Source organism: Nocardioides hungaricus (genome assembly GCF_054782915.1).
The window spans coordinates 15496-42098 of the sequence record NZ_BAAGRO010000033.1; the positions used below are offsets into that span (position 1 = coordinate 15496).

Consider the following 26603-nt stretch of genomic DNA (forward strand, 5'->3'; position numbering starts at 1 on the left):
CGCCGAGTCGCGCCCCCTCGGCGGGCAAGTTGCGCCGAGTCGCGCCCCCTCGGCGGGCAAGTTGCGCCGAGTCGCGCCCCGGCTGAGACCCAGGCCACCTTTCGAGGACCCCCGGGAGGACCCGGTGGCGGACCCCCCTTCCGTCTCGGCGCAGACTTTGAGAAAGTTTTCACAAGCATGGACGACGGGACCTTCGGCCCTGTTCGAAGGACCCTCGGCAGGAGCCACAGGGCCTCCGTCGTTCCTAGCGTTTCCCTCGTCGCACCACACGTCCGGAGCGGAGAGCACACAACGTGGACAGCATCCTCGAGATAGCGCGGTGGCAGTTCGGGATCACCACCGTCTACCACTTCCTGTTCGTCCCGATCACGATCGGCCTGACCGCCCTGGTCGCGACCATGGAGACCCTCTGGCTGCGCACCAAGAGCCCGGAGTGGCTGCGGCTGACGAAGTTCTTCGCGAAGCTGATGCTGATCAACTTCGCGATCGGCGTCGTCACCGGCATCGTGCAGGAGTTCCAGTTCGGCATGAACTGGTCGGACTACTCCCGCTTCGTCGGCGACGTGTTCGGGGCGCCGCTCGCGGTCGAGGCGCTGCTCGCGTTCTTCCTCGAGTCGACGTTCCTCGGCCTGTGGATCTTCGGCTGGGACAAGCTGCCGCGCGGGCTGCACAACGCCTGCATGTGGCTGGTGCACCTCGGCACGCTCGCCAGCAGCTGGTTCATCCTCGCGGCCAACTCCTGGATGCAGAACCCGGTCGGCTACGAGTACAACCCCGACACCGGCCGGGCCGAGCTCACCGACTTCGCGGCGGTGATGTTCAACAAGGTCCAGCTCGCGGCGTTCCCGCACGTCGTCTTCGCCGCCTACATGACCGCGGCCGCGTTCGTGCTCGGCGTCAGCGCCTGGCTCTACGTCTCGAAGAGGCACCAGGCCGACCGCTCGATGTACCGGATGGGCATCCGCTTCAGCGCCTGGATCATGCTGATCGCGGGCGTCGGCGTCGCGGTCAGCGGCGACTACCAGGGCAAGATCATGACCGAGGTCCAGCCGATGAAGATGGCCGCGGCCGAGGCGCTCTACGACACCGAGAACTCCTGCGCGCCGTTCTCGCTCTTCACGGTCGGTACGCCGGACGGGAAGTCGGAGAAGTTCGCGCTCACGGTCCCGTGCGTGCTGTCCTTCCTCGGGACCGGCAGCTTCGACGGCAGGGTCGAGGGCATCAACGACCTGCGGGCGCAGTACCAGGAGGAGTTCGGCCAGGACCCGGGCGCGCGCTACTACGACCCGACGGGCGACTACTCGCCGATCATCCCGGTCACCTACTGGACGTTCCGCTACATGATCGGCTTCGGCGCCCTGGCGGCGCTGTTCGGGGCGCTGATCCTGCTCCTCACCCGCCGCGGCCGCGCGCCGACCTCGAGGTGGTTCGGCCGGATGGCGGTCGCGACCCCCATCCTCATGCTGCTCGCGAACTCGACCGGCTGGATCTTCACCGAGATGGGCCGCCAGCCCTGGGTGGTGTTCGGCCTGATGACGACCCGCAACGCCGTGTCCCCGGGGGTCAGCGTCGCCGAGGCGTGGATCTCGGTGGTCTCGCTGACGCTGCTGTACGGCGTACTCGCGGTCATCGAGGTCGGGCTGCTGCTCCGCGTCATCAAGAAGGGCGCCGAGCCGTTCCAGGAGCCGCCCGACCCGACGCTGCGCGGCAGCGACGACGACGAAGACCGCCCGCTGGCGTTCGCCTACTGAGGACGGAAGACATGGAGCTCACCACCGTCTGGTTCTGCCTGATCGCCGTCCTCTGGATCGGCTACTTCACCCTCGAGGGCTTCGACTTCGGGGTCGGCATGCTGCTGCCCTGGCTGGCCCGCGACGACCGCGAGCGGCGCATCATGATCAACACGATCGGACCGGTCTGGGACGGCAACGAGGTGTGGGTGCTGACCGCCGGCGGCGCGACCTTCGCGGCGTTCCCGGAGTGGTACGCGACGCTGTTCAGCGGGTTCTACCTGCCGCTGCTGCTGATCCTGCTCGCGCTGATCGTCCGCGGGCTCGCGTTCGAGTACCGCCACCAGCGGCCCGAGGCCGTCTGGCACTCGTGGTGGGACCGGGCGATCGTCGTCGGGTCGTACGTGCCGGCGCTGCTGTGGGGCGTGGCGTTCGCGAACATCGTCCGGGGCGTCCCGATCGACGAGACCAAGGACTTCACGGGCACGATCCTCACGCTGCTCAACCCGTACGGCCTCCTCGGCGGCGTCGTCACGCTGCTGCTGTTCCTGACCCACGGCGCGATGTTCCTGGCGCTCAAGACCGACGGCGACATCCGCCACCGGGCACGCCGGGTGGCGGTGGGGTCCGGTCTCGCCGCCGCGGTCGCCGCGGTCGGCTTCCTGATCTGGACGCAGTCGATCACCGGCAACGCCGCCTCCGCGGTGCTGTTCGCCGTGGCCGCGCTCGCCCTGGTCGGCGGCATCGTGATGGCGCGCGCCGGCCGCGAGGGCTGGGCGTTCCTCGGCACGTTCGCCTGCATCGCGCTGGCCGTGGCCGGGCTCTTCGCCGGGCTCTTCCCCGACGTGATGCCGTCGACCACCGACGCGGCGTACTCGCTCACCACGACCAACGCGGCGGCGACCGGCTACACGCTGAGGATCATGACCGTGGTCGCCGCGATCTTCACGCCGATCGTGATCGGCTACCAGGCGTGGACCTACTGGGTGTTCCGCAAGCGGATCTCCGAGCACCACATTCCGGACACGGAGCTCGAGGCGGCACATTGAGACCGACCGACCCGCGGGTACGGCGCCAGCTGGCACCCGCTCGTGGGCCGTTGGCCGTCGTGCTGGTGGCCGGCGTCCTCGGCAGCCTGCTGCTGGTCGGCCAGGCCTGGGCGGTGACCGAGCTGGTGCTGGCCGCCCTCGCCGAGGGCGACGTGGCGACCTGGGCGGTGGTCGTGGCCGCGGTCTTCGCGGCGCGGGCGCTGGTCGGGTGGACCACCGACGCGATGGCCGCGCGGGCGGCGGCGATCGTCGGCTCCGACGTACGCCGCCGGGTGGTCCGCGCGATCCTCCGCGACGGCGGGACGGACGGCGCGGGTACGTCGACGGGCGAGCTGGCCGGGCTGGCGACGAGGGGTGCGGCAGCAGCGGAGCCGTACCTCACCCGCTACGTCCCGGCGGTCGTGCTGGCCGGCGTACTGCCCGTCGTCACGCTGGTCGCGATCGCCACGCAGGACCCGATGAGCGCGCTGATCGTGGTCTGCACGCTGCCGCTGATCCCGGTCTTCGGGATCCTGGTCGGGCTCGCGACCGAGGACCGGGCGCGGGCCCAGTGGCGGGCGCTGGCGTCGCTGTCGGGGCACTTCCTCGACGTGGTGCGCGGGCTGCCGACGCTGGTGGCCTTCCGCCGGGCCGAGGCGCAGTCGGGCACGGTCCGGGCGATCACCGACCGCTACCGGCGGCGCACCCTGGAGACGCTGCGCATCGCGTTCGCGTCGTCGGCGGTGCTCGAGCTGGTCGCGACGCTGTCGGTCGCGCTGGTCGCGGTCACCGTCGGCATCCGGCTCGCGCACGGCAGCCTGGACCTGCAGACCGGGCTGGTCGTGCTGCTGCTCGCGCCCGAGGCGTACTGGCCGCTGCGCCGGGTCGGCGCCGAGTTCCACGCCGCCAGCGAGGGGGTCGCGACGTTCGAGGCCGCGGCCGAGCTGACCGACGCCGCCGACCCGACTCCCCGGCGGCGCCCCGGTGCGCTGCGGCTGGACCGGGTGTCGGTGCTGCGGCCCGGACGCGCCGTACCCGCCCTCGACGAGGTGTCGCTCGCCGTACCCGACCGCGGCGTCGTCGCGGTCACCGGGCCGTCCGGCTGCGGGAAGTCGACGCTGCTGGCGGTGCTCGCCGGGCTGCTCGAGGCCACCTCGGGCGTCGTGCACGGGCCGACCCGCGACCGGATCGCGTGGCTGCCGCAGCGGCCGGTCTTCGTGGCCGGCACCGTCGCCGACAACCTCCGTCTCGCCGTCCCCGATGCCACAACGGCGCAATTGCGCGCGGCGCTCGAGCGGGTCGCGCTGCCGATCGAGCTCACGACCGTGCTCGGCGAGGACGGCACGACGCTCTCGGCGGGCGAGCGCGCCCGGCTGGCGCTGGCGCGGGTGGTGCTGGCGCGGCGGCCGTACGTCTTGCTCGACGAGCCGACCGCCCACCTCGACCCCGCCACCGAGCGGGTCATCGCCGAGACCGTCGTCGAGCTCGGCCGCACCAGCGCGGTCGTCGTGGTCGCCCACCGGCCGGCGCTCGTCGCGCTCGCCGACCGCGTCGTGACGCTCCCGGTCCCGACGCCCGTGGTCGCCGCGCGGTCGGCGTCGGTGGCGGGCCGGGCGCCGGTGCCCGAGCCGGCCGAGGAGCGCCGCCGCGGCCTCGCGCTGCCGACCCTGCTCGGCGGCCTGTCCTCGGCCTCGGGGGTGGCGCTGACGGCCACCGCCGGCTGGCTGATCGTCCAGGCGTCCTACCAGCCCCCCATCCTGACCCTGCTCGTCGCCGTGGTGGCGGTGCGGGCCTTCGGCATCGCGCGGCCGGCGCTGCGCTACGCCGAGCGCCTGCGGTCCCACGACGTCGTGCTGCGGCTGCTGGCCGCCCGCCGCGTCGAGGTGTACGACGCCGTCGTGCCGCTCACGCCGGGCGCGCTCGGCCGGCGGCGCGGTGACGTGCTCGCCGCGGTCGTCGACGACGTCGACAGCGTGCTGGATCGCGAGCTGCGGGTGCGGATGCCGGTGCGCGGGTTCGCGATCACGGCCGCGATCGCGCTGGCGTTCGCGGCGCTCGTCGCGCCGGCCGCCCTGCCGGTGGTGGCCGGTGTCTGCCTCGCGGGCGTGGCCGCCTACGCCCTCGCCCGGACCGGCGCGGCGCGGGCCGAGCGCGACGCGGTGGCCGCGCGCGCCCGGCTCTCCGACGCGGTGGTCGGGGCGACCCAGGCCGCGAGCGAGCTCGCGATGTGGCAGGCCGAGGAGCGCGCCGTCGGGGCGGTCGACGCCGTGAGCGCCGAGCTCGGGCGGCGTACCGTCGCGGCCGCGACCTGGCTCGCGACCGGCCGCGCCCTGGTGCTCGCCTGCGCGGGCCTCGCCGTGGGGGCGGCCGCGCTGCTGCTCCAGGGCACGGTCTCCGGCCCGGTGCTCGCCCTCCTGGTGCTGCTGCCGCTGGCGCTCGGCGAGGTGGCCGGCTCGCTGGCCGACGCCGGGGCTCTCGCCGCCCGCACCCGCGCCGCCGAGGAGCGGCTTGCCGCGCTCGCCGCCCGGACGCCGGCGGTGTCGGCGCCCGCGGACCCGATGCCCGTCGACGGCGACACGGTCGTGGTCGACCACGTCGACGCGGCCTGGGACGGCCGGGTCGTGCTGCGCGACCTCGATCTCACGCTGACGCCCGGCGACCGGGTGGCCGTCGTCGGCCCGACCGGGTCGGGCAAGAGCACGCTCGCATCTTTGCTGATGCGGTTCGTCGACCCGGTCCGCGGCAGCGTCCGCCTCGGCAGCCGCGCCCTGCCCGAGATCGCGCTGTCCGACGTACGCGGCACCGTGGGCCTGGTCGACGACGACCCGCACGTCTTCGCGACCACGCTGGTCGAGAACGTCCGGCTCGCGCGGCCCTCCGCCTCGGACGCCGACGTCGAGACCGCGCTGCGCCAGGCCCGGCTCGGCGACTGGCTCGACGGGCTGCCCGACGGCCTGGACAGCTGGCTCGGCGACGGGCACGCCCAGGTCTCCGGCGGCGAGCGCGCCCGGATCGCGATCGCCCGCTCGCTGCTCGCCGACCAGCCGGTGCTGGTGCTCGACGAGCCGGCCGCCCACCTCGACGGCGCCACCGCCGACGAGCTCGCGGCCGAGGTCCTCGACCGCGGCGACGGGCGCACGGTCGTCTGGATCACCCACGCCGAGGCGGGCCTCGACCGGGTCGACCGGGTGCTCAGTCTCTCCGCGGCCGGGCCCGGCGACTGATAGGAAGGACCCATGATCCGCGTCTACCTGCTCGACGACCACGAGGTGGTCCGTCAGGGCCTGCGCTCGCTGCTGGAGAGCGCCGGCGACATCGAGGTCGTCGGCGAGGCCGGGACGGCGGCCGAGGCCGCGAGCCGGGTCCCGGCGCTGCGCCCGGACGTGGCCGTGCTCGACGCGCGGCTGCCGGACGGCTCGGGGATCGAGGTGTGCCGCACGGTCCGCGCGGTCGACCCGTCGATCAGGGGGCTCATCCTGACGTCGTACGACGACGACGAGGCGCTGTTCGCCGCGATCATGGCCGGGGCGTCGGGCTACGTGCTCAAGGAGATCCGCGGCAACGACCTGGTCGAGGCCATCCGACAGGTGGCCGCCGGCAACTCGCTGATCGACCCGAGCCTGACCGCGCGCGTGCTCGAGCGCGTGCGCAACCCGCAGACCACCGCGCCCGAGCTCGCCCAGCTCACCGAGCAGGAGCTCAAGCTGCTCGGCCTGATCGCGGAGGGCCTGACCAACCGGCAGATCGGCGAGCGGATGTTCCTCGCCGAGAAGACCGTCAAGAACTACGTCTCCAGCATCCTCGCCAAGCTCGGCCTCGAGCGGCGCACCCAGGCGGCGGTGCTGGCCAGCAAGCTGCTCGGCTGAGCCGGGCCGCTCGTCACAGGTTCACCACGGTATGTGGGTGAGCCTGCACTTCCCACGGTGTGCCCGCCATGGGAAGTGCAGGCTCGACACCATCCCATGGTGAACCGGCCCCATGGTGAACCAGCGGCGGCGCACGACAACCCGGCCCGCGCCGGGCCGACGGGTCAGCGCAGCGGCACCCGCCAGACGAACGACGTCCCGCGCGGCGTGCGCGGGGTGATCTCGAGCGCGCCGCCGAGCGCCGATGCCCGGCGCCGGGCGTTGCGCAGCCCGCTCTCGGCGACGCCCGGGCCGATGCCGACGCCGTCGTCGAGGACCGTCATCCGCACCTCGCGGTCGTCGACGGCGAGGCGGATCTCGCCGTGGTCGGCGGCGGCGTGGCGGGCCAGGTTCGACAGCGCCTCGCGCAGCACCGGCACCAGCTGCTCGCGGATCTCGCGCGGCACCGCCGTGTCGACCGGGCCTTCGGTGTGGACGACCGGGTGGAACTTCAGCAGCGGGGCGTACTCGTCGGCCAGCCGGCGCAGGTCGGCGCGCAGCGAGTCGCCGTGGCCGTGGTGCTGGAGCTCGAAGATCGTGCTGCGGATGTCGCGGATCGTCACGTCGAGCGCCTCGACCGCCTGGTCGATCCGCTCGGCGACCTCGGGTGCGCGGGCCATCGAGACCGCGCCCTGGAGCTGGAGCCCCGTGGCGAACAGCCGCTGGATCACCACGTCGTGGAGGTCGCGCGCGATCCGCTCGCGGTCCGAGGTCACGGCCAGCTCGGAGCGCTCCTCGATCGCGCGGGCGCGGTCGAGCGCCAGCCCCGCCTGGTCGGCGAAGGACGCGAGCAGCACGCGCTCGTCGTACGGCAGCGGCGTGGTCTCGGGGTCGACCAGGATCACCAGCAGCGCGGCGCTGACCAGGTGCGTGCGCAGCGGCACCAGGGTGGCCGCGAACGGGCCCAGCTCGGTGTCGACGGGCTCGGAGTCCGGCCGCGGCCAGGGCCGGTCCTCGAGGCCGGCGAGCGTCTCCCCGACGGCGGCCGGGTCCGCGGCCTCGATCGTGTGGACCGGGTTGCCCTCCTCGAGGTGCAGGACGGCGGTGGCCGCGGCGCCGGTCGCGGACCGCGCGACGCGGGCCACCTCGGCGAGGCCGCGGTCCAGCTCGATCGGCGGCTGCAGCGCCTCCGACAGCGTCGCGGACGCCTCGAGCCACTGACGCCGGCGCTCGCTGAGCCCGTAGGCGCGGGCGTTGTCGATGACGAAGCCGGCCGTGCTCGCCAGTGCCTCGACGAGCGCCTGGTCCTGCTCGGTGAACGAAGCGCCGCCGGCCTTCTCGGTCAGGTAGAGGTTGCCGAACACCGTGCCGCGGATCCGCACGGGTACGCCGAGGAACGACCCCATCGGCGGATGGTTCGGCGGGAACCCCGTGGACTGCGGGTGCTTGGTGAGGTCGTCGAGCCGGATCGGCTCCGGGTGACTGATCAGCAGGCCGAGGATGCCCCGGCCGTGCGGGGGGTCGCCGATCCGGGCCCGCTCTTCGGCGCTGATGCCCGTCGTCACGAACTCGACGAGGAACGCCTCATTGCCGACCACCCCGAGGGCGCCGTACCGCGCGTCGGTGAGCTGGGTGGCCGCCTCGACGATCCGGGTCAGCACCGCCCGCAGGTCGAGGTCGGAGGAGATCGCGGTGACCGCGTCGAGCAGGGCACGGGTGGAGGCGGGCAGCACGGCCCCAGTCTCACACGGTGCGACGGACCGGCAGTGCCCCGGACGGGTCCCAGTGGTCGCCGATCCGGCGTCCGGAGATCTCGGTCCACCGCAGCCGCAGGTGCAGGCTCCGGGCTCCGGCCGCCCAGGGCCGCGGCTCCCAGGTGTCGCGGATGTGCTCGAGGTCCGCGGGCCGGATCACGGCCTCGCCGCGGCCGCGCACGACGACGCTCCAGCCACGCTGCCGCTCGTGGTCGAACTGGTCGACCTCGAAGGCCAGCATGCTGTCGCGGCCGTAGGTGCCGAGCACGCTGTACGGCGACGTACGCACGATGATCGCGTCGTCGACGACGGAGTAGTTGACGGGGACGATGTAGGGACCCGTGGGCGAGGAGAGCGCGACCCGCCCGCCGATGCCGGCGCGCAGCAGCCGTTCGCACTCCTCGCGGGTCAGGTCGAAGGCTTCCAACATGCGTCCATGCTGCGCTGGGAGGTACGGCGGTGGCAGGGTCGTTGGTCCCGAACACGGGGGCCTTCGCCGCTACTGGCGCGGGACCGGCGGGAGCAGCGTGGAGCCATGGAGACCACCCTGATCCCGAGCGGGACCGTCGTCGTCGGCGTCGACGGGTCCCCGTCCTGCGCAGCGGCCCTGGACTGGGCCGTCGGCCACGCGGTGCGCGAGCGCCGCCAGCTCACCCTCGCCCACGGGTACGACCCGGTCCGTCCCGACGGGCGCGAGCTCCTCCGTGCGGCCCGGGCCCGGGCGCGCGAGCTCGCCCCCGACCTGGCCGTCCACGAGGCGCTCCGGCCGGCGGACCCACAGGTGGTGCTGCAAGAGCTGGCGTCGAACGCGGCGACGCTCGTGGTCGGCTCGCGCGGCCGCGGACCGGTACGCAGCGTGCTGCTCGGCTCGCTCGGCCTGGTGCTCGCCCGGCGCGCGACCTGCCCGGTCGTCGTCGTCCGGCCCGGCCACCCCGGCCTGGTGCGGTACGGCGTCCTGGTCGGTCTCGATGCGAGCGAGCGGTCCCGCCCGGTGCTGGAGTTCGGCTACCGCCAGGCGTCGCTGCGCGACCTGCCGCTGACGATCCTGCACAGCGATATCCTGCACGGCGGGTCCGACGCGGACGCCGGTCTCGACGTCGCCGAGGCGATCGCCGGGCTGGCGGAGAAGTTCCCCGAGGTGCGGGCGCGGACCCGGCTCGTGGCGGACGACCCGGCCGAGGCGCTCGCGCGCGAGTCGCAGCGGATGGACCTCGTCGTCGTCGGCGCTCACCACGGCGGCGCGCTGCACGCGTCGGTGACGAGCGCGGTCATCGAGCGCGCGGCCTGCCCGGTGGCTGTGGTCCCGCTCCCCGTGGGAGGCTCGGAGTCATGACGGACGTCCCTCCGCACACGATCGTCGTCGGCGCCGACGGCTCCGAGACCGCCGACCGCGCGGTCGTCTGGGCCGCGGAGCAGGCCCGGGCCGAGGGGCGCGACCTCACGATCGTGAGGGCGATCGGTGTCGTCGGGCTCCCGCCGATGTTCTGGCTGGAGCAGGCCGGTGTCGACAGCAGCCTCCTCCTGGAGGCGGCGCGCGGGGAGGCCGAGCACCTGCTCGCCGCGGCCACGCGGACGGCGCTCGGGGCCGCGCCCGGCATCGAGGTCCGCGGCGTGGTCGCCGAGGGCGACCCACGCGACGTCCTGCTGCGCCTCGCGCCCGACGCGGCGCTGCTCGTCGTCGGCTCCCGCGGCCGCGGCCCGGTCGCCAGCCTGCTGCTCGGCTCGGTCGCCCACGCGCTCTCGCGCGACGCGAGTTGCCCGGTCGTCGTCGTACGCCCGCTCGGGGACGCCGACCCGCGCCGCGGGGTCCTGGTCGGCGTCGACCGGGAGGGGCGCTCGACCGCGGCCCTGCACTTCGCCTACCGGCAGGCATCCCTGCGGTCGCTGCCGCTCCGCGTCGTGCACTGCATCTGGGACGCCCGTGCCACCTCCGGCCCGGTCGGCCCCGACGAGGAGGGGTACGACGCCGAGCGGCTGCTGCTCGCCGAGACGGTCGCCGGGATGGCCGAGACCTACCCCGACGTCGCCGTCGAGACCGCCCTCGAGCGCGGCCTGGTCGACCGCACCCTGGTGCGGCTCGGCGAGGACGCCGAGCTGGTCGTCGTCGGCACCCGCCGGCGCGGCCGGATCGCCGGCCTGGTCCACGGCCGCACCGCCTCGATCGTCGCCGAGCAGTCCACCGGCATCGTCGCGGTGGTCCCCGAGCCGGTCGAGGTGCTCTCGTAGGGCGTGTGCGGGAATCCCCGGCTGACCGGTGATCCCTGACGTTGTCAGGGGTTGCAACCCCTGACAACGTCAGGCTTTCCCTGGGAAGTCAGGGCCCCCAGGGACTCGGGGCTCCGCCTCGAGATAGACCCAACGTCCACCCCGGCGCTCGAACACGCTGCGCTCGCGCAGCTCGCCGGCCACGCCGTCGCGCTCGTACGCCGCCACGAACTCGACCCAGTCCGCGCCCGACCCCACGACGGTGAGGCCGGTCCAGGTCAGCGCCGGGTCGGGGGAGAGGTCGTCCGGCCGGGTGCGCGGGTGCCAGGTGCGGAACACGTAGTCGGTGTCGCCGACCGCGTAGGCGGCGTACCGCGACCGCATCAGCTCCTCGGCGGTCACGGCCGGCGCGGCGCCGCGATGCAGGCGACCGCAGCAGGCGTCGTACGTCGCGCCGGACCCGCACGGGCAGGGCTGCTGGAGGGCCATCTCTCGCACCACCTCTCGGACGACACCGGAGACGACACCGGAGACGACACCGAACCCTACGGTTGCCACCGCGCAGTAGCGTGATGGGCGTGACCGCTCCCTCCCACCCGCAGATCAGCACGGTCGGCGAGCTGCGCGCCTCCGGCCACGTCCAGAGGTCGCTGCGCGAGGAGATCCGCGACAACCTCCTCGCCGCGCTGCGCGAGGGTCGCGACCCGTGGCCCGGCCTGCACGGCTTCGAGGACACCGTGATCCCGCAGCTCGAGCGGGCGCTGATCGCCGGCCACGACGTCGTACTCCTCGGCGAGCGCGGCCAGGGCAAGACCCGGCTGCTACGCACCCTGGTCGGCCTGCTCGACGAGTGGACGCCGGTGATCTCCGGCTCCGAGCTCGGCGAGCACCCCTACGAGCCGATCACCCATGCGTCCAAGGCCGCCGCGGCGTCGTACGGCGACGACCTCCGCGTCTCGTGGAAGCACCGCGACGAGCGGTACGCCGAGAAGCTGGCCACCCCCGACACCAGCGTCGCCGACCTGATCGGCGACGTGGACCCGATGAAGGTCGCGGAGGGCCGGAGCCTCGGCGACCCCGAGACCATCCACTTCGGGCTGATCCCGCGCAGCCACCGCGGCATCGTCGCGATCAACGAGCTGCCCGACCTCGCCGAACGGATCCAGGTCGCGATGCTCAACGTGATGGAGGAGCGCGACATCCAGATCCGCGGCTACGTGCTGCGGCTGCCGCTCGACGTGCTCGTCGTCGCGAGCGCCAACCCCGAGGACTACACCAACCGCGGCCGGATCATCACGCCGCTCAAGGACCGCTTCGGCGCCGAGATCCGCACCCACTATCCGACCGAGCTCGCCGACGAGGTCGCGGTCATCCGGCAGGAGGCCGACCTGGTCGCCGAGGTGCCGGACGCGCTGATCGAGGTGCTGGCCCGGTTCACCCGGCAGCTGCGCGGGTCCGGCGCGGTCGACCAGCGCTCCGGGGTCTCGGCGCGCTTCGCGATCGCCGGCGCCGAGACCATCGCCGCGGCCGCGCTCCACCGCGCCACCGTGCAGGGCGAGGACGCCGTCGCGCGCGTCGTCGACCTGGAGACCGCGGTCGAGGTGCTCGGCGGCAAGGTCGAGTTCGAGAGCGGCGAGGAGGGCCGCGAGACCGAGACCCTCACCCACCTGCTCCGCACTGCCACCGCCGAGACGGTCCGCGCGCACTTCCGCGGCCTCGACTTCGCGCTGCTGGTCGAGGCGATCGAGAACGGCGCCATGGTGACCACCGGCGAGCAGGTCACCGCCCGCGACTTCCTCACCGGCCTGCCGGTGCTGGGCGAGTCGGAGCTGTACGACGACGTCTGCGACCGCCTCGGTGCGACCAACGACGGCGAGCGTGCCTGCGCGATCGAGCTCGCGCTCGAAGGCCTCTACCTGGCCCGCAAGATCGGGAAGGACACCGACGGCGGCGAGACGGTCTACGGGTGAGGCGATGAAGGACCGGACCCGCTTCAAGCGGTACGACGGCGGCGATCCGCTCGCCCCGCCGGTCGACCTGGCCGAGGCGCTCGACGCGATCGGCGAGGACGTGATGGCGGGCTACTCGCCCGAGCGCGCGATGCGCGAGTTCTTGCGCCGCGGCGGCCGCGACCGGGCCGGCCTGGACGACCTGGCCCGGCGGGTGGCCGAGCGGCGCCGCGAGCTCACGCAACGGCACCACCTCGACGGCACCCTCGAGCAGGTCCGCGAGCTGCTCGACCACGCCCTGCTGGAGGAGCGCAAGCAACTCGCTCGCGACATCGGGATGGACGACGGCGACCGGGCGTTCCGCGAGCTGCGGCTCGACAACCTCCCGCCGAACACCGCCGCCGCGGTCAGCGAGCTGTCGTCGTACGACTGGCAGAGCCGCGAGGCCCGCGAGGACTACGAGAGGATCAAGGACCTGCTCGGCCGCGAGCTGCTCGACCAGCGCTTCGCCGGCATGAAGCAGGCGCTGGAGAACGCGAGCGACGAGGACCGCGCCGCCGTCAACGAGATGCTCGGCGACCTCAACGAGCTGCTGGAGAAGCACCGGCTCGGCGAGGACACCCAGGAGGACTTCGACGAGTTCATGCGCAAGCACGGGGACTTCTTCCCCGAGAACCCGTCCAACATCGACGAGCTCCTCGACTCCCTCGCCCAGCGCTCGGCCGCGGCCCGGCGGATGCTGAACTCGATGTCGCCCGAGCAGCGCCAGGAGCTCATGCAGCTCTCCCAGCAGGCCTTCGGCTCGCCGCGGCTCTCGGAGGCGCTCGACCGGCTCGACGCGAACCTCCAGGCGCTGCGGCCCGGCGAGGACTGGGGCGGCTCCGAGCAGCTGTCTGGCGACGAGGGGCTCGGGCTCGGCGACGGCACCGGCGTCTTCCAGGACCTCGCCGACCTCGACACGCTCGCCGAGCAGCTCTCGCAGTCGTACGGCGGCGCCCGGATGGACGACGTCGACCTGGATCGGCTCGCGCGGCAGCTCGGAGACCAGGCCGCCGTCGACGCGCGGACCCTGCAGCGGCTGGAGCAGGCGCTGCGCGACTCGGGCTACCTGAAGCGCGGCACCGACGGCCAGTACCGGCTCTCGCCCCAGGCGATGCGTCAGCTCGGCAGGGCGTTGCTGCGCGACGTCGCCGAGCGGATGTCCGGCCGGCAGGGGCAGCGCGAGCTCCAGCGCGCCGGCGCCGCGGGCGACCTCTCGGGCGCGACCCGGCAGTGGGCGTTCGGCGACACCGAGCCGTGGCACGTCCCGCGCACCATGCTCAACGGCGTGCTGCGTCGGGCCGGCGCCCCGGCCGGTCCCCGGCTGAGCATCGAGGACGTCGAGGTCCAGGAGACCGAGGCCCGCACCCAGGCCGCGGTCGCGCTGCTCGTCGACACGTCGTTCTCGATGGCGATGGACGGCCGCTGGGTGCCGATGAAGCGCACCGCGCTCGCCCTGCACACGCTGATCCGCTCGCGCTTCCGCGGCGACCACCTCCAGCTGATCGGCTTCGGCCGGCACGCCGAGGTGATGGAGATCGAGCAGCTGACCGCGCTGGACGCGAGGTGGGACAAGGGCACCAACCTGCACCACGCGCTGCTGCTCGCGAACCGCCACTTCCGCAGGCACCCCCACGCCCAGCCGGTGCTGCTGATCGTCACCGACGGCGAGCCGACCTCCCACCTCGAGCCCGACGGCGAGGTCCACTTCGCCTACCCGCCGCACCCGCTCACGGTGGCGTACGCCGTCCGCGAGCTCGACAACGCCGGCCGGCTCGGCGCGCAGACCACGTTCTTCCGCCTCGGTGAGGATCCGGGCCTGGCCCGGTTCATCGACCAGATGGCCCGCCGCGTCGACGGCCGCGTGGTCGCACCCGAGCTCGACGACCTGGGAGCGGCCGTCGTCGGCTCCTACCTCGGCTCCCGTGGCCCCTCCGGCCTCGGCGGTTGGGGCGGCGGTGGCTACGGCGACTGGTTCGGCGGCCGCGGCTTCTGGGTCGGGGACTGACTCGGACTCCCCAAGCCCGCCGTTCAGTTGGGCCTCCTTCGCAGTCGAGTTGGGCCGTACTCGCCGTCTCGCGTGCGACTTGAGCCCGACTGGCGCGCGATTCGTGCCCAATTCAACGAGGGGGCGGGTCGGCTTGGAGAATGAGCGCCGATGGACGACCCCTCCGCCGCCGTACTGGCCCTGCTCGGCCTGGCCGCGCTCGCCGCGGGGTTCGTCGACGCCGTGGTCGGGGGCGGCGGGCTGATCCAGCTGCCGGCGCTGCTGCTCGGGATGCCGAACGCCGCGCCGGTGCAGGTGCTCGCGACCAACAAGGTGGCCTCGATCTGCGGGACGACGGCCAGTGCGGCGACGTACTACCGGCGGATCCGCCCCGACCCGCGGACGTTCCTGCCGCTGATGGCGCTCGCGTTCGCCGGCTCGGCGGCGGGCGCGGCGGTCGCGAGCCGGATCCCGCGGGCGGCGTTCGAGCCGATCGTGCTGGTGGCGCTCGTGGTGGTCGGCGGCTATGTGCTGTTCAAGCCGGAGCTCGGCGAGCAGACCGCGCTGCGGTTCCGGGGCCACCGCCACCTGGTCGCCGCGATGGTCACCGGCCTGCTCATCGGCTTCTATGACGGCGCGCTCGGCCCGGGCACGGGCAGCTTCCTCGTGTTCACGCTGGCCGGGCTGATGGGCTACTCCTTCCTCGAGGCCTCGGCCAAGGCCCGCCTCGCCAACTGGGCCACCAACCTGGCCGCGATCCTCGTCTTCGCCCCGCAGGGCGCGATCGTGTGGTACGTCGCGGTCGTCATGGGCCTCGCCAACGTCGTCGGCGGGTACGCCGGCGCCCGTATCGCCGTCTCCCGCGGCGCCCGCTTCGTGCGGGTCTTCTTCATCCTGGTCGTCTCGGCGTTCGTCGTGACCATCGCCGGGGAGGTGTTCGACCTGTGGTGAGCTACCTGACCCTCGCGCGCCCGGCCGAGGCCGAGATCGAGGTCAAGCGCTCGCGGTTCCTCTGCACGCTGCGCCGGGTCGAGGACGAGGCCGCCGCCCGCGCGGTCGTCGAGGGCCTGCGCAGGCAGCACTGGGACGCCCGCCACCACTGCGCGGCCTTCCGGCTCCACCCCGACGTCGAGCGCTCCTCCGACGACGGTGAGCCGGCCGGTACGGCGGGCGCGCCGATGCTCGACGTGCTGCGCGGCCACTCCCGCGAGGGCGTGAGCGACGTGGTCGCCGTGGTCACCCGCTGGTTCGGTGGCACCCTGCTCGGCGCCGGCGGGCTGGTCCGCGCGTACGGCGACGCCGTGCGCGCCGCGCTCGACGAGGCCGGCACGCTGCGCCGGTCGCTGGTCCGCGAGCTCGACCTCGACCTCGACCATGCCGACGCCGGCCGGGTCGAGAGCGAGCTGCGGGCGCGCGGGGTGGCGGTCGTGGGGAGCGAGTACGCCGCCCGGGTGACCCTGCGGCTCGGCGTACCGCCCGAGGAGGAGGCGCGGCTGGCCGCGCTCGTCGCCGAGCTGACCGGGGGCGCGGCCGGAACGCGGGTGGCAGGCGAGCGCTGGGCCGATAGCCTCGGCACATGAACACCCCACCACGCTGCTCGCTGCGCTCGCACCGCGTCGGGGACCCCGAAAACCCATGAGCGTTGTCGTCGACCTGGCGGACCTCCCGGAGCGATTGAGGGAGTTCGACCGCGGCTACCTGCTGACCTCGCGCGCCGGCCTGGTGAAGGCCGTGTCCGTGCGCGCGGTGGCCGAGGACGGCAGCCTCCTCGTCGCGACGCCCGGACGCGGCTCGGTCGCGAACGTCGGCACCAACCCCGCCGTGACGCTGCTCTTCCCGCCGCCGGAGAGCCCCGGCATGACGCTGCTCGTCGACGGCACCGCCGTGGCCGAGGGCGACGACGTCCGGATCACGCCCACCGGCGCCGTCCTGCACAAGCCGGTGCGATGACGACGTCGCCGGGATGCGCTCAGTCCCCGGCGAAGCCGGGCAGTGACTCGGTGAGGATCTGGCGGAACGGCGCCTCGCACTCGAGCTGGCAGAGCACGCCGACGCCGGCCAGCCAGGTGCGGTGGATGAGGAGGTACGACGGCGGCAGGTTGAGCTTCAGGCCGACCGTGTACGCCGGGCTGCGCGGGTCGTTGATGCGCGCGAACTGGGTGCGCATCCACTCCCGGCTGAACCGGAACCGCTCGACCCTCGTGGGCTCGACGAACGGGGCGAGGTAGTCGAGCAGCAGCTGCGGGTCGACGGTGATCCGCTCCTTGATGAACCCCTCGCGGCGCAGCCCGTCGACCAGCCCGTCGAGGTCCTCCTCGGCCGCGACGCGGAGCAGCCGGCCCATCGCCGCGGGCAGATTGCGCTCGGGCAGCCGCGCGACCGCGCCGAAGTCGAGCACGCCGAGGCGGCCGTCCGGGAGGATCCGGTAGTTGCCCGGGTGCGGGTCGGCGTGCAGCATCCCGGTGCGCGCCGGCCCGGAGAAGAGGAACCGCACGAACAGCTCGCCGTAGTGGTCGCGCTGCTCCTGGGTGCCGTCGCGGATGATCGACGCCATCGACGAGGTGCTCTCCAGCCACTCGGTGACCAGCACCGTCTCGCCGACCTCGACCACGTCGGGCACCACGATGTCGGGGTCGTCGCGGAACGCCGCCGCGAACACCCGCTGCGCCTCGGCCTCGAGCCCGTAGTCGAGCTCGTCCCTCGCCCGGTCCTGGAGCTCGGCCACCAGCGGCTTGAGGTCGACGCCGGGCACCAGCGGCGCCGCCGTACGCGCGAGTCGGGAGAGCTGGCGCAGGTCGGCGAGCAGCGCCTCGCCGGCGCCGGGGTACTGCACCTTGACCGCGACCTCGCGCCCGTCGGCCCACCGGCCCTGGTGGACCTGGCCGATCGAGGCGGCGGCGGTCGGCCCGCCGTCGAGCCAGACCAGCCGCTCCCTCCAGTCCGGGCCGAGGTCGCGCTCGAGGATCTCGCGCACGGTCTGGGTCGGCATCGGCGGTGCGGCGTCCTGGAGTCGCGTCAGGTGCTCGCGGTACGGCCCGGCCAGCTCCTCCGGGAACGCCGACTCCAGCACGGACAGCATCTGCCCGACCTTCATCGCGCCGCCCTTGAGCTCGCCGAGCGTGCGGAACAGCTGCTCGGCGGTGCGCTGCTGGATCTCGGACATCACCGCGTCGGCCGGCTTGCCGCCGATCCGCTTGCCGAGCCCGATCGCGCTGCGCCCGGCGTACCCCAATGGCAGCGCGGCCAGCTTCGCGGTCCGCGCCACCGCCTTCTGAGGGAGGGCCCTCCCAGGGAGGGCCTTGCGGGGCAGCTCGGTCACGGGTCCATTGTGGCGGGTGGGCCCTGACGCGCTCAGGCGGGGAACTTCACGCCGGTGTTGGCGTGGCAGCGGTAGCCGAACGGGTTCTTCGCGAGGTACTGCTGGTGCATGTCCTCGGCGTAGTAGTACGGCGTGTCGGTGGCCGGCCGGATCTCGGTGGTGATGTCGCCGAGCCGGCGTCGCCTCAGCTCCTCGCCGTAAGCCCGGGTCAGCTCGCGCGCGGTCTGCTCCTGCTCGGGCGTGGTGAAGTAGATCGCCGAGCGGTACTGGGTGCCGACGTCGTTGCCCTGACGGAAGCCCTGGGTCGGGTCGTGGACCTCGAAGAACGTCTTGACCAGGTCGGCGTAGGAGACCTGACGGGGGTCGAACACGATCCGCACCGCCTCGGTGTGGTTCGTGGCGCCGCTGCAGACCTCCTCGTATGTCGGATGGGGGGTCGTGCCGCCGGCGTACCCGACCGACGTCGACCAGACGCCGGGGACCTGCCAGTAGATCTCCTCGGCGCCCCAGAAGCAGCCCAGCCCGAACAGCGCGACCTCGTGGCCCTCGGGGATCTCGTCGCTGATGACCGGCGTGCCCAGGACGAGGTGCTTGTCCGCCAGCGCGAACGGCCGCTCGGTGCGGCCCCTCGGGGTCTGCTCGGGGGCGACCAGCTGGGCGTTGCGGGTGCGGAACACGGGCTCTCCTTCGCTCGGAGTGATGGTGCACAGTCTGTAACAACATCCGGTCCGGTGGCGTTCCCCCGCGGCCCCGCTAGCCTCGACGCCATGAGCGAGCAGCACCACCGGAGCAAGGGCGGCTTCGAGACCCGCGCGATCCATGCGGGGTACGAGCCCGACGAGGCGACGGGGGCGGTGATCCCGCCGATCTACGCGACCAGCACCTACAAGCAGGACGGCGTGGGCGGACTGCGGGGCGGCTACGAGTACAGCCGCTCGGCCAACCCGACCCGCACCGCGCTCGAGGGCAACATCGCGGCGCTGGAGGAGGGGGAGCGCGGGTTCGCGTTCGCCTCCGGACTGGCCGCGGAGGACACCCTGATCCGCAGCGTCTGCCGGCCCGGCGACCATGTGGTGATCCCGGACGACGCGTACGGCGGCACGTTCCGGCTCTTCGACCAGGTCGAGCAAGCCTGGGGGCTGGAGCACAGCCCGGCCCCCGTGGACGACCCGGAGAGGGTGGCGGCCGCCATCCAGCCCGGCCGGACCAAGCTGGTCTGGATCGAGACCCCGACGAACCCGCTGCTCAACATCGGCGACATCGCGGCGCTGGCCGCTGTCGCCCGCGACGCCGGCGCACTGCTGGTGGTCGACAACACCTTCGCCTCGCCGTACCTCCAGCAGCCGCTGACCCTCGGCGCGGACGTCGTCGTGCACTCGACGACCAAGTACTGCGGCGGCCACTCCGACGTCGTCGGCGGCGCCCTCGTCGTCCGGGACCTCGACCTCGCCGAGCGGATCGCCTTCCACCAGAACGCGATGGGCGCGGTCGCCGGCCCGTTCGACTCCTGGCTCACCCTGCGCGGGCTCAAGACCCTCGCGGTCCGCATGGACCGCCACTGCGACAACGCCGAGCGGGTCGTCGACTTCCTCGCCAGCCATCCCCAGGTGGGCGACGTGATCTACCCCGGCCTCGAGACGCACCCGGGCCACGAGGTGGCGCAGCGCCAGATGCGGCGGTACGGCGGGATGGTGTCGTTCCGCGTGACCGGCGGCGAGTCGCACGCCCTCCAGGTGTGCGAGCGTGCCGAGGTCTTCACGCTGGGCGAGTCCCTCGGTGGCGTCGAGTCCCTGATCGAGCACCCGGGCCGGATGACCCACGCCAGCGTCGCCGGTACCGACCTCGAGGTGCCCGCCGACCTGGTCCGCCTCAGCGTCGGCATCGAGACCGCCGACGACCTGATCGCCGACCTCGAGCGCGCGCTCGGTGGTTGAGCCCGTCGAAACCGGGGCCGTGGTCTGCGTGGACTTCGGGTCCACGTTCACCAAGGCGAGCCTGGTCGACCTCGGCGAGGGCCGGATCGTCGCCTCCGCCTCCCACCACACGACGATCGAGACCGACGTCCTCGACGGGTACGACGCCTGCCTGGCCGTCCTCGCCGCGCAGGAACCCCGGGCACGGGCCGCCGAGGTGCTGGCCTGCTCCAGCGCGGGCGGGGGGCTGCGGATCGCGGTGGTCGGGAACGAGGAGCTGGTGACCGCCGAGGCCGGCCGCCGGGTGGCGCTGTCCAGCGGCGGCAAGGTGGTCAGCGTCGTCGCGATGGCGTCCGGGGGGATCGGCGAGTTGAACGACCCCGACGTCGTGCTGCTCACCGGCGGCACCGACGGCGGCAACAGCGAGGTGCTCCTGGCCGCCGCCCGGCAGCTCGCGGAGACCTGGACCGGCCCGGTCGTGGTCGCCGGCAACGCCGACGCGCAGGCCGAGGTCGCCGGGATCCTCGCGGATCTGCCGCACGTCCTCGCCGACAACGTCGTGCCGCGGATCGGCGTCCTCGCCCCGGAGTCGGCGCGGGCCGCGATCCGGGAGATGTTCCTGGCCCACGTGATCGGCGGCAAGCACCTCAGCAGCCACGACGCCTTCACGAGCATGGTCCGCGGCGCCACCCCCGACGTGGTGCTGGCCGGGGTCGAGGTGCTCGCCCGCGCCGTCGGCGACGTCGTGGTCGTCGACGTCGGCGGCGCCACGACCGACGTGCACTCTGTCGTCGAGGTCGACCCCGACTCGGTCGGTCGCGAGGTCGTCGCCACCACCCGCGTCACCCGCACCGTCGAGGGCGACCTCGGCATGCGCTGGTCCGCGCTCACCACCGTGGCCGACCGCCCCGAGTTTGCCGTGGCGGCGCAAATGCGCCAGGACGACACCTCCTACCTCCCAGACACCGACGCCGAGTGCGACCTCGACGAGGCGATCGCCCGCGCCGCGGTCGGCACGGCGCTGCGCCGGCACGCCGGCCGCAGCAGGGTCGTGGTCGGCCCGGACGGTCGGGTGGTCGAGCGCACCGGCAGGGACCTGCGCGAGGTGGGCTTGCTGGTCGGCTCCGGCGGCGTGCTCCGCAACGGCCGGCCCGGCGTGGCCGACCGGGTCTTCGCGGGCAGCACCGGCGAGGTCGAGGGCGGCTGGCAGCTCCCGCGGAGTCCGCGGGTCGTTGTGGACAGCGATTACGTCCTCGCCGCGGTCGGATTGTTGGCGGCCGATCACTCCGAGGTCGCGCGCCGGCTGGCGGCTAGCCTGTCGCCGTGAGCAACGACGCTGACGAAACCCCCGAGGAGGGCCCGCGTCGCCGGCTGCCGATCATCCACCACCGGCACCGCCCCGGGGCGGCGGAGGAGAGTGAGGAGGGCATCGCCGCCCGGCTCGCGCACCAGTGGGCCGCGCTGCGCGACGAGCGCCGCGCCCAGCCCGCCCCGGTCACCGGTGGCCGCTCGAACTTCAGCCGCGCGCAGGTGCCCTGGGGCGTCGACCTCGCGGCCGCCTGGGCGTGGCGCTTCCTCGTCATCGCGGCGGCGGCGTACGTCGTCCTCTGGCTGGTCGCGTTCTTCGCCGTGGTCGCGGTGCCGCTCGCGATCGCCATCCTGGTCACTGCTCTCGCCAGCCCCGCCGTCGACGGGCTGCACCGGATCGGGCTGCCCCGCGGGCTGGCCGCGCTGCTCGTCGTGCTGGTCGGGCTCCTGCTCGTCGCCGCGCTGCTCACCTTCGCCGGCCAGCAGGTCGCGAACGGCGCGCAGGACCTCGCGAACCAGGCGTCGGAGGGCCTGGAGCAGATCAAGGACTGGCTGAAGACCGGTCCGCTGCACGCCAGCGACTCCCAGATCAACGACTACATCCAGCGGGTCCAGGACGCCCTGCGCGAGACCGGCAGGAACGTCGACCTCGGCAACGTCACCGAGGTCGGTACGGCGGTCGGGCACGTGTTCGCCGGCTTCTTCATCGTGCTGTTCTCGACGTACTTCTTCCTCGCCGACGGCGAGCGGATCTGGGCCTGGCTGGTGCGCATCGCCCCGCGCGCCGCGCGCCCGAGCGTCGACAGCTCCGGCCGGGTCGCCTGGATCTCGCTCACCCAGTTCGTGCGCGCGACCGTGATCGTGGCGGCCGTCGACGCCGTCGGCATCATGCTCGGCGCCGCGATCCTGCAGGTGCCGTTCGTGCTCGCGATCGGCGTGGTGGTGTTCCTCGGCTCGTTCGTGCCGATGATCGGCGCCACGGTCGCCGGCGCGGTCGCCGTCCTCGTCGCGCTGGTCGACCAGGGACCGATCACCGCGCTGCTGATGCTGGCGGTCGTGATCGGCGTCCAGCAGCTCGAGGCCCACGTCCTCCAGCCGTTCCTGATGGGCCGCTGGGTCTCGCTGCACCCGCTCGGGGTGATCATCGCGATCGCCTGCGGCGTCATCGTCGCCGGCGTCGCGGGCGCGCTGGTCGCCGTACCCCTGGCCGCGGCGCTGAACGCCGTCGTGCAGCACCTGGCCGCCAACACCGAGCCCGGCGACGATCCCGTCGAGGAGCTGGCCGAGGACTACGAGGAGACCGGGGCCGTGGTCGACGCGCCGGAGGAGGAGCCCCATGAGTGAGACACCCACCGTCGGCCTCGCCGACATCGAGGCCGCGCGCGAGCTGCTGCGCGGGGTCGCGATCGATACGCCGATGGAGGAGTCCCGCTGGCTCTCGGACCTGGCGGGCGGCCCGGTCTGGCTCAAGTGCGAGAACCTCCAGCGCACCGGGTCGTTCAAGACCCGCGGCGCCTACGTCCGCATCTTCCGGCTCTCGCCCGAGGAGCGCGCGCACGGCGTCGTCGCGGCCTCGGCCGGCAACCACGCCCAGGGCGTCGCGCTGGCCGCGCAGATGCTCGGGATCAAGGCCACCATCTTCATGCCCGAGGGCGCGCCGATCCCGAAGGAGAAGGCCACCCGGGGGTACGGCGCCGAGGTGGCCTTCCACGGCCGCTACCTCGAGGACGCCCTCGTCGAGGCCACGGCGTTCGCCGAGCGCACCGGCGCGGTCCTCATCCACCCGTTCGACCACGTCGACATCGTGGCCGGGCAGGGGACTGCGGGCCTGGAGATCCTCGAACAGGTGCCCGACGTGCGCACGGTGCTGGTGCCCACCGGCGGCGGGGGACTGCTCGCGGGCATCGCGATCGCGATCAAGGCGCTCTGCCGCCAGCGAGGGGGCCCGGACGTGAGGGTGGTCGGCGTGCAGGCGGCCGAGGCGGCGGCGTACCCGGCCTCGCTGGCGCAGGGCGCCCCGGTGCCGCTGGCGTCGATGAGCACCATGGCCGACGGCATCGCGGTCGGGCTGCCCGGTCAGATCACGTTCGCGGCCGTGCGCGACCACGTGGACGAGATCGTCACCGTCACCGAGGAGGGGCTCTCCCGGGCGGTGCTGGCGGTGCTGGAGCGCGCCAAGATGCTGGTCGAGCCCGCCGGCGCGGCCGCGGTCGCGGCGCTCATGGAGCACCCCGACCTGGTCGAGACGCCCGCCGTGGCGGTGCTCTCCGGCGGCAACATCGACCCGCTGCTGCTCGGCAAGGTGATCACCCACGGCATGGCCGCGGCCGGCCGCTACCTCAACCTCCGCGTCTGCATCCCCGACCTGCCCGGCGGGCTCGCCACACTGCTCGGCGACGTCTCCGCGGTCGGCGCGAACGTGCTCGAGATCGTGCACGAGCGGATCTCGCCGTCGCTGCACCTGCACGAGGTCGAGGTGCGCCTGCAGCTGGAGACCCGCGGCGAGCCGCACGCCGAGCAGTTGCTGGCGCGGCTGCGCGAGCGCGGCTACCGCGTCGACGTGTAGCCCGCGGAGGGGCCGCGAGTCGGCGCAACTTGCCCGCCGTGAGGGCGCGAGTCGGCGCGACTTGCCCGCAGCCCTGTGGACGGGGTGGGCAAGACGCGCCGACTCGCGGGGTCAGCCGGTGAAGGGCACCGCGTCCAGGATGACGACCCGGAGCTCCTTGCCGTTGGGGGCCAGGTAGCTGACGGTCTCGCCCTTGCTGCGGCCGTTGATGGCCGAGCCGAGCGGGGAGGACGGCGAGTAGACGGTGAGCCCCTCGGGCTCGATCTCGCGGGCGCCGAGCAGGAACGTCTCGGCCTCGTCATCGTCGTCGCCGACGAACCTGTAGGTGACCTTCATCCCGGGCTCGACGACGCCGTCGTCGGGGGGTGTCTCGCCGACCTCGGCGCGGCGCAGCATGTCCTCGAGCTGGCGGATCCGGCCCTCGAGCTTGCCCTGCTCCTCGCGGGCGGAGTGGTAGCCGCCGTTCTCCTTGAGGTCGCCCTCGTCGCGGGCAGCGCTGATCCGGGCGATGACTTCCTGGCGCGCGGGGCCCTTGAGGTGCTCCAGCTCGGCGGTGAGCTTGTCGTGGGCGTCCTGGGTGAGCCAGATGGTGCCCTGCTCAGTCGACTGCGTCATCGGGAAACTCCTGCTACTTCGAGGTACGACGGACCGGCTCCGTCGGCGTCGGTCGGTGCCCCGCTCGGCCACCGGCGAGACGGGCCGTAGCGTCAAACGCGCCGGGCCGCTTCCTCGACGGCCCTGCGGGACGGTCAGGCCGACCACTGTAACAACAGCGGGGTCAGCGGGGGCGATTCTGCCCCGGTGCCGTGCAGCCGAGCATGTCGACGGAGGTGGCGAGCCGCTCGGTGCGGATGTCGTAGCTGCTGCGGCCCTCGCCCTCGGGCGTGAACACCAGCTCCCCCACCACGACCTTGTCCTCGGCGTACGCCCGGAGCGTGCAGGTGGGCTCGACGCTCTCGTCCTCGATCTTGAACTGCACGGTGGCGTTGACGGTGTGCTCGTCGACGACGGTGAACCCGACGAGCTCGGAGGTGACCTCCGGGTTGATCTGCACCCAGGCGACCCAGCCCAGCCACACGAGGAACGCGGCGGAGACCGTCGCGGCGGCGCCGATGACGGTGCGCCGGTGCCAGGCCGACGGCGCGCCGTACCGCTCGGCGAGGTCGGTGGCGGTGCTCACGCGGAGATCCTCCCACCTAGGATGTCGGGGTGACGCAGCACCCCCGCGCCGGCCTCCGCCTCATGCACGTCCACGCCCACCCCGACGACGAGTCGTCGAAGGGCGCCGCCAGCACGGCGATGTACGTCGCCCAGGGCGTCGACGTGCACGTCGCGACGTGCACCGGCGGTGAGCGCGGCTCCATCCTCAACCCGAAGATGGACCGCCCCGACATCCTCGCGAACATCACCGAGATCCGGCGCCAGGAGATGGAGCGGGCCCGCGACATCCTCGGCATCCGGCAGGACTGGCTCGGCTTCGTCGACTCCGGCTGGCCGGACGGCGACCCCAAGCCGCCGCTGCCCGAGGGCTGCTTCGCGCTGGTGCCACTCGAGGAGGCGGCCGCCCCGCTGGTGAGGCTGATCCGCGAGTTCCGGCCGCATGTGCTGACGACGTACGACGAGCGCGGCGGCTACCCGCACCCCGACCACATCAAGTGCCACGAGATCAGCGTGTACGCGTTCGAGGCGGCGGCCGACCCGGAGCGCTATCCCGAGCTGGGCGAGCCGTGGCAGGTGCTCAAGCTGTACTACCACCACTCGTTCAACAAGGCGCGGATCCAGGCGATCCACGACGCGATGATCGCCCACGGGTTGGAGTCCCCGTGGGAGGAGCGGCTCAAGGAGTGGAAGGACGAGCCCGAGTGGGACGCGCGCGTCACCACGCGGGTGCCGTGCTCGGACTACTTCGGCGTGCGCGACCAGGCGCTCCTCGCGCACGCGACCCAGATCGACCCCGACGGGTTCTGGTTCGCGATCCCGCGGGAGATCCAGGTCGACGTCTGGCCGACCGAGGACTTCGAGCTCGTCGCGGGCCACGTCGACTCTCCGACCCCCGAGGACGACCTCTTCGCGGGCATCGCCGACCCCCTCTGAGAAGGTTCTCCCATGCAGCTGCTCACCCTCGTGCCGGACGCGCTCATCCTGGTGGCCGACGGCACCGACCCGACGCCGCAGCCGGACGACGTCAAGGCGGGCTGGCTCGCGTTCGGCATCTTCATCGCCCTGATCGTCGCGGTCGCGCTCCTCGGCTACAGCCTGACCCGGCAGCTCCGCAAGGCGAAGGCCGCCGAGGAGGCGGGGCTCTACGACCCGTCCGACAAGAGGCCCGCGACCGAGCCTGAGCCCGCCGACGACGAGGCGGACAACGGCTCTACCGCCTGACCAGGCGCACCAGCGCGTCCCAGGCGGTCGCGTCGCCGACCGTCCGGGCCACCCGCTCTGCGCGGATCGTGTCGAACCCCTCGCCGTCGAGGTCGGCCAGCACGTCCTCGGCCGTGTAGAGCACCGCGGCGTCCTGCGGGCCGCCGGTGCCCTCGGCGAGGTTCGTCGAGTCGTGGGCGACGACGAGCAGCGTGCCGCCCGGCCACAGCGCGTGGTACGCCGCGCGCACCGCCGCCGCCCGCCCGGCCGCGGCCAGCTGCAGGTAGGCCACCACCACGAGGTCGTACGCCGCCCGCTCCTCCCACCTCGTAGCGTCGGCCAGCACCCAGCGGACCGGGGTGTCCCCGGCGAGCCGCGCGCCCTTGTCGAGCGCCACCTGCGAGAAGTCGGCCGCGGTGACGTCCCAGCCCCGGCGGGCCAGCCAGATCGCGTTCCGCCCCTCGCCCGCGGCCAGGTCGAGGGCCCGCCCCGGCGGCAGGTCGGCGAGCTCGGCCTCGACGAACCGGTTCGGGCCGGCCGACCACACGAGCTCGCTGGCGGCGTACCGCTCGTCCCAGGCCTGTGCGTCCACGAGACGA

General features: G+C 73.5%; 25 protein-coding genes. 17 read left to right on the plus strand and 8 right to left on the minus strand.

The annotated features are described in order from the left end of the window. Positions 1 to 293 precede the first annotated feature (293 nt). The 4 genes from ACYVKX_RS13575 to ACYVKX_RS13590 are packed head-to-tail and all read left to right on the plus strand — an operon-like array spanning position 294 to position 6624. Positions 294 to 1751: a cytochrome ubiquinol oxidase subunit I gene (locus ACYVKX_RS13575; RefSeq protein ID WP_460833195.1), complete on the plus strand. Its 1458-nt coding sequence runs from the start codon at positions 294 to 296 to the stop codon at positions 1749 to 1751. An 11-nt stretch (positions 1752 to 1762) separates the two neighbouring features. Further along, the gene (gene cydB, locus ACYVKX_RS13580; protein ID WP_460833197.1) at positions 1763 to 2779 is read left to right on the plus strand and encodes a cytochrome d ubiquinol oxidase subunit II; all 1017 of its coding nucleotides are present in this window, start codon (positions 1763 to 1765) and stop codon (positions 2777 to 2779) included. Beyond that, positions 2776 to 5982: a thiol reductant ABC exporter subunit CydD gene (gene cydD, locus ACYVKX_RS13585; RefSeq protein WP_460833199.1), complete on the plus strand. Its 3207-nt coding sequence runs from the start codon at positions 2776 to 2778 to the stop codon at positions 5980 to 5982. Before cydB ends, cydD begins: the two co-directional genes overlap by 4 nt. A gap of 12 nt (positions 5983 to 5994) precedes the next feature. Further along, entirely contained in the window at positions 5995 to 6624 is a 630-nt protein-coding gene (locus ACYVKX_RS13590) for a response regulator (protein WP_460833201.1), read from the plus strand. 164 nt (positions 6625 to 6788) lie between these two features. Here the strand turns inward: ACYVKX_RS13590 and ACYVKX_RS13595 are convergent, their stop codons facing one another. Both ACYVKX_RS13595 and ACYVKX_RS13600 read right to left on the minus strand, forming a co-directional pair. Beyond that, positions 6789 to 8336, minus strand: a complete 1548-nt coding sequence (locus ACYVKX_RS13595; RefSeq protein ID WP_460833203.1) for a GAF domain-containing sensor histidine kinase — start codon at positions 8334 to 8336, stop codon at positions 6789 to 6791. 10 nt (positions 8337 to 8346) lie between these two features. Beyond that, positions 8347 to 8787, minus strand: coding sequence for a pyridoxamine 5'-phosphate oxidase family protein (locus ACYVKX_RS13600; protein ID WP_460833205.1), 441 nt, complete (start codon positions 8785 to 8787; stop codon positions 8347 to 8349). A gap of 105 nt (positions 8788 to 8892) precedes the next feature. Here ACYVKX_RS13600 and ACYVKX_RS13605 point away from each other — a divergent pair, with 105 nt between their 5' ends. Next, a complete protein-coding gene (locus ACYVKX_RS13605; protein ID WP_460833208.1) occupies positions 8893 to 9690 on the plus strand; it encodes a universal stress protein in 798 nt (265 codons plus the stop codon). Beyond that, entirely contained in the window at positions 9687 to 10583 is an 897-nt protein-coding gene (locus ACYVKX_RS13610) for a universal stress protein (RefSeq protein ID WP_460833211.1), read from the plus strand. Before ACYVKX_RS13605 ends, ACYVKX_RS13610 begins: the two co-directional genes overlap by 4 nt. Before the next feature lie 69 nt (positions 10584 to 10652). Here ACYVKX_RS13610 and ACYVKX_RS13615 read toward each other — a convergent pair whose 3' ends face one another. Beyond that, on the minus strand, positions 10653 to 11120 hold the full coding sequence (locus ACYVKX_RS13615; RefSeq protein ID WP_460833213.1) for a YchJ family protein: 468 nt from the start codon (positions 11118 to 11120) through the stop codon (positions 10653 to 10655). Positions 11121 to 11140: 20 nt separating this feature from the next. Here ACYVKX_RS13615 and ACYVKX_RS13620 point away from each other — a divergent pair, with 20 nt between their 5' ends. The 5 genes from ACYVKX_RS13620 to ACYVKX_RS13640 all read left to right on the plus strand — a co-directional run bounded on the left by ACYVKX_RS13620 (position 11141) and on the right by ACYVKX_RS13640 (position 16487). Beyond that, entirely contained in the window at positions 11141 to 12532 is a 1392-nt protein-coding gene (locus ACYVKX_RS13620) for a MoxR family ATPase (RefSeq protein ID WP_460833215.1), read from the plus strand. Between the two features lie 4 nt (positions 12533 to 12536). After that, entirely contained in the window at positions 12537 to 14558 is a 2022-nt protein-coding gene (locus ACYVKX_RS13625) for a vWA domain-containing protein (protein ID WP_460833217.1), read from the plus strand. A 150-nt stretch (positions 14559 to 14708) separates the two neighbouring features. After that, positions 14709 to 15488 (plus strand): sulfite exporter TauE/SafE family protein, encoded by a 780-nt coding sequence (locus tag ACYVKX_RS13630; RefSeq protein WP_460833220.1) that lies wholly within the window; start codon positions 14709 to 14711, stop codon positions 15486 to 15488. Continuing rightward, entirely contained in the window at positions 15485 to 16117 is a 633-nt protein-coding gene (locus ACYVKX_RS13635; protein ID WP_460833222.1) for a YigZ family protein, read from the plus strand. The genes ACYVKX_RS13630 and ACYVKX_RS13635 overlap by 4 nt, the downstream gene beginning before the upstream one ends. Positions 16118 to 16172: 55 nt before the next feature. Beyond that, the gene (locus ACYVKX_RS13640) at positions 16173 to 16487 is read left to right on the plus strand and encodes a pyridoxamine 5'-phosphate oxidase (RefSeq protein ID WP_460833224.1); all 315 of its coding nucleotides are present in this window, start codon (positions 16173 to 16175) and stop codon (positions 16485 to 16487) included. 19 nt (positions 16488 to 16506) lie between these two features. Here the strand turns inward: ACYVKX_RS13640 and ACYVKX_RS13645 are convergent, their stop codons facing one another. After that, positions 16507 to 17856 (minus strand): ABC1 kinase family protein, encoded by a 1350-nt coding sequence (locus ACYVKX_RS13645; protein WP_460833227.1) that lies wholly within the window; start codon positions 17854 to 17856, stop codon positions 16507 to 16509. 32 nt (positions 17857 to 17888) lie between these two features. Then, entirely contained in the window at positions 17889 to 18533 is a 645-nt protein-coding gene (gene msrA, locus ACYVKX_RS13650) for a peptide-methionine (S)-S-oxide reductase MsrA (RefSeq protein ID WP_460833230.1), read from the minus strand. 90 nt (positions 18534 to 18623) lie between these two features. Here msrA and ACYVKX_RS13655 point away from each other — a divergent pair, with 90 nt between their 5' ends. From ACYVKX_RS13655 to ilvA, 4 genes are read left to right on the plus strand one after another with little or no spacing between them, the layout of a single operon-like run. After that, positions 18624 to 19790, plus strand: a complete 1167-nt coding sequence (locus tag ACYVKX_RS13655) for a cystathionine gamma-synthase (RefSeq protein ID WP_460833234.1) — start codon at positions 18624 to 18626, stop codon at positions 19788 to 19790. Continuing rightward, positions 19783 to 21096 (plus strand): glutamate mutase L, encoded by a 1314-nt coding sequence (locus tag ACYVKX_RS13660; protein WP_460833237.1) that lies wholly within the window; start codon positions 19783 to 19785, stop codon positions 21094 to 21096. The genes ACYVKX_RS13655 and ACYVKX_RS13660 overlap by 8 nt, the downstream gene beginning before the upstream one ends. Further along, complete coding sequence (locus ACYVKX_RS13665; protein ID WP_460833240.1) at positions 21093 to 22421, plus strand: AI-2E family transporter; 1329 nt, start codon at positions 21093 to 21095, stop codon at positions 22419 to 22421. The genes ACYVKX_RS13660 and ACYVKX_RS13665 overlap by 4 nt, the downstream gene beginning before the upstream one ends. Further along, a complete protein-coding gene (gene ilvA / locus ACYVKX_RS13670; protein WP_460833244.1) occupies positions 22414 to 23643 on the plus strand; it encodes a threonine ammonia-lyase in 1230 nt (409 codons plus the stop codon). Before ACYVKX_RS13665 ends, ilvA begins: the two co-directional genes overlap by 8 nt. A gap of 111 nt (positions 23644 to 23754) precedes the next feature. On the opposite strand, the gene greA is transcribed toward ilvA, so the two are convergent. Continuing rightward, the gene (gene greA, locus ACYVKX_RS13675) at positions 23755 to 24258 is read right to left on the minus strand and encodes a transcription elongation factor GreA (RefSeq protein WP_460833247.1); all 504 of its coding nucleotides are present in this window, start codon (positions 24256 to 24258) and stop codon (positions 23755 to 23757) included. Positions 24259 to 24421: 163 nt separating this feature from the next. Beyond that, on the minus strand, positions 24422 to 24823 hold the full coding sequence (locus tag ACYVKX_RS13680) for a DUF4307 domain-containing protein (RefSeq protein WP_460833252.1): 402 nt from the start codon (positions 24821 to 24823) through the stop codon (positions 24422 to 24424). A 62-nt stretch (positions 24824 to 24885) separates the two neighbouring features. Here ACYVKX_RS13680 and mca point away from each other — a divergent pair, with 62 nt between their 5' ends. Next, positions 24886 to 25737, plus strand: coding sequence for a mycothiol conjugate amidase Mca (gene mca / locus ACYVKX_RS13685; RefSeq protein WP_460833738.1), 852 nt, complete (start codon positions 24886 to 24888; stop codon positions 25735 to 25737). Between the two features lie 12 nt (positions 25738 to 25749). Further along, complete coding sequence (locus tag ACYVKX_RS13690) at positions 25750 to 26025, plus strand: hypothetical protein (RefSeq protein ID WP_460833255.1); 276 nt, start codon at positions 25750 to 25752, stop codon at positions 26023 to 26025. On the opposite strand, the gene ACYVKX_RS13695 is transcribed toward ACYVKX_RS13690, so the two are convergent. Then, the gene (locus ACYVKX_RS13695; RefSeq protein ID WP_460833258.1) at positions 26015 to 26596 is read right to left on the minus strand and encodes a class I SAM-dependent methyltransferase; all 582 of its coding nucleotides are present in this window, start codon (positions 26594 to 26596) and stop codon (positions 26015 to 26017) included. The genes ACYVKX_RS13690 and ACYVKX_RS13695 overlap by 11 nt on opposite strands. Positions 26597 to 26603 lie beyond the last annotated feature (7 nt).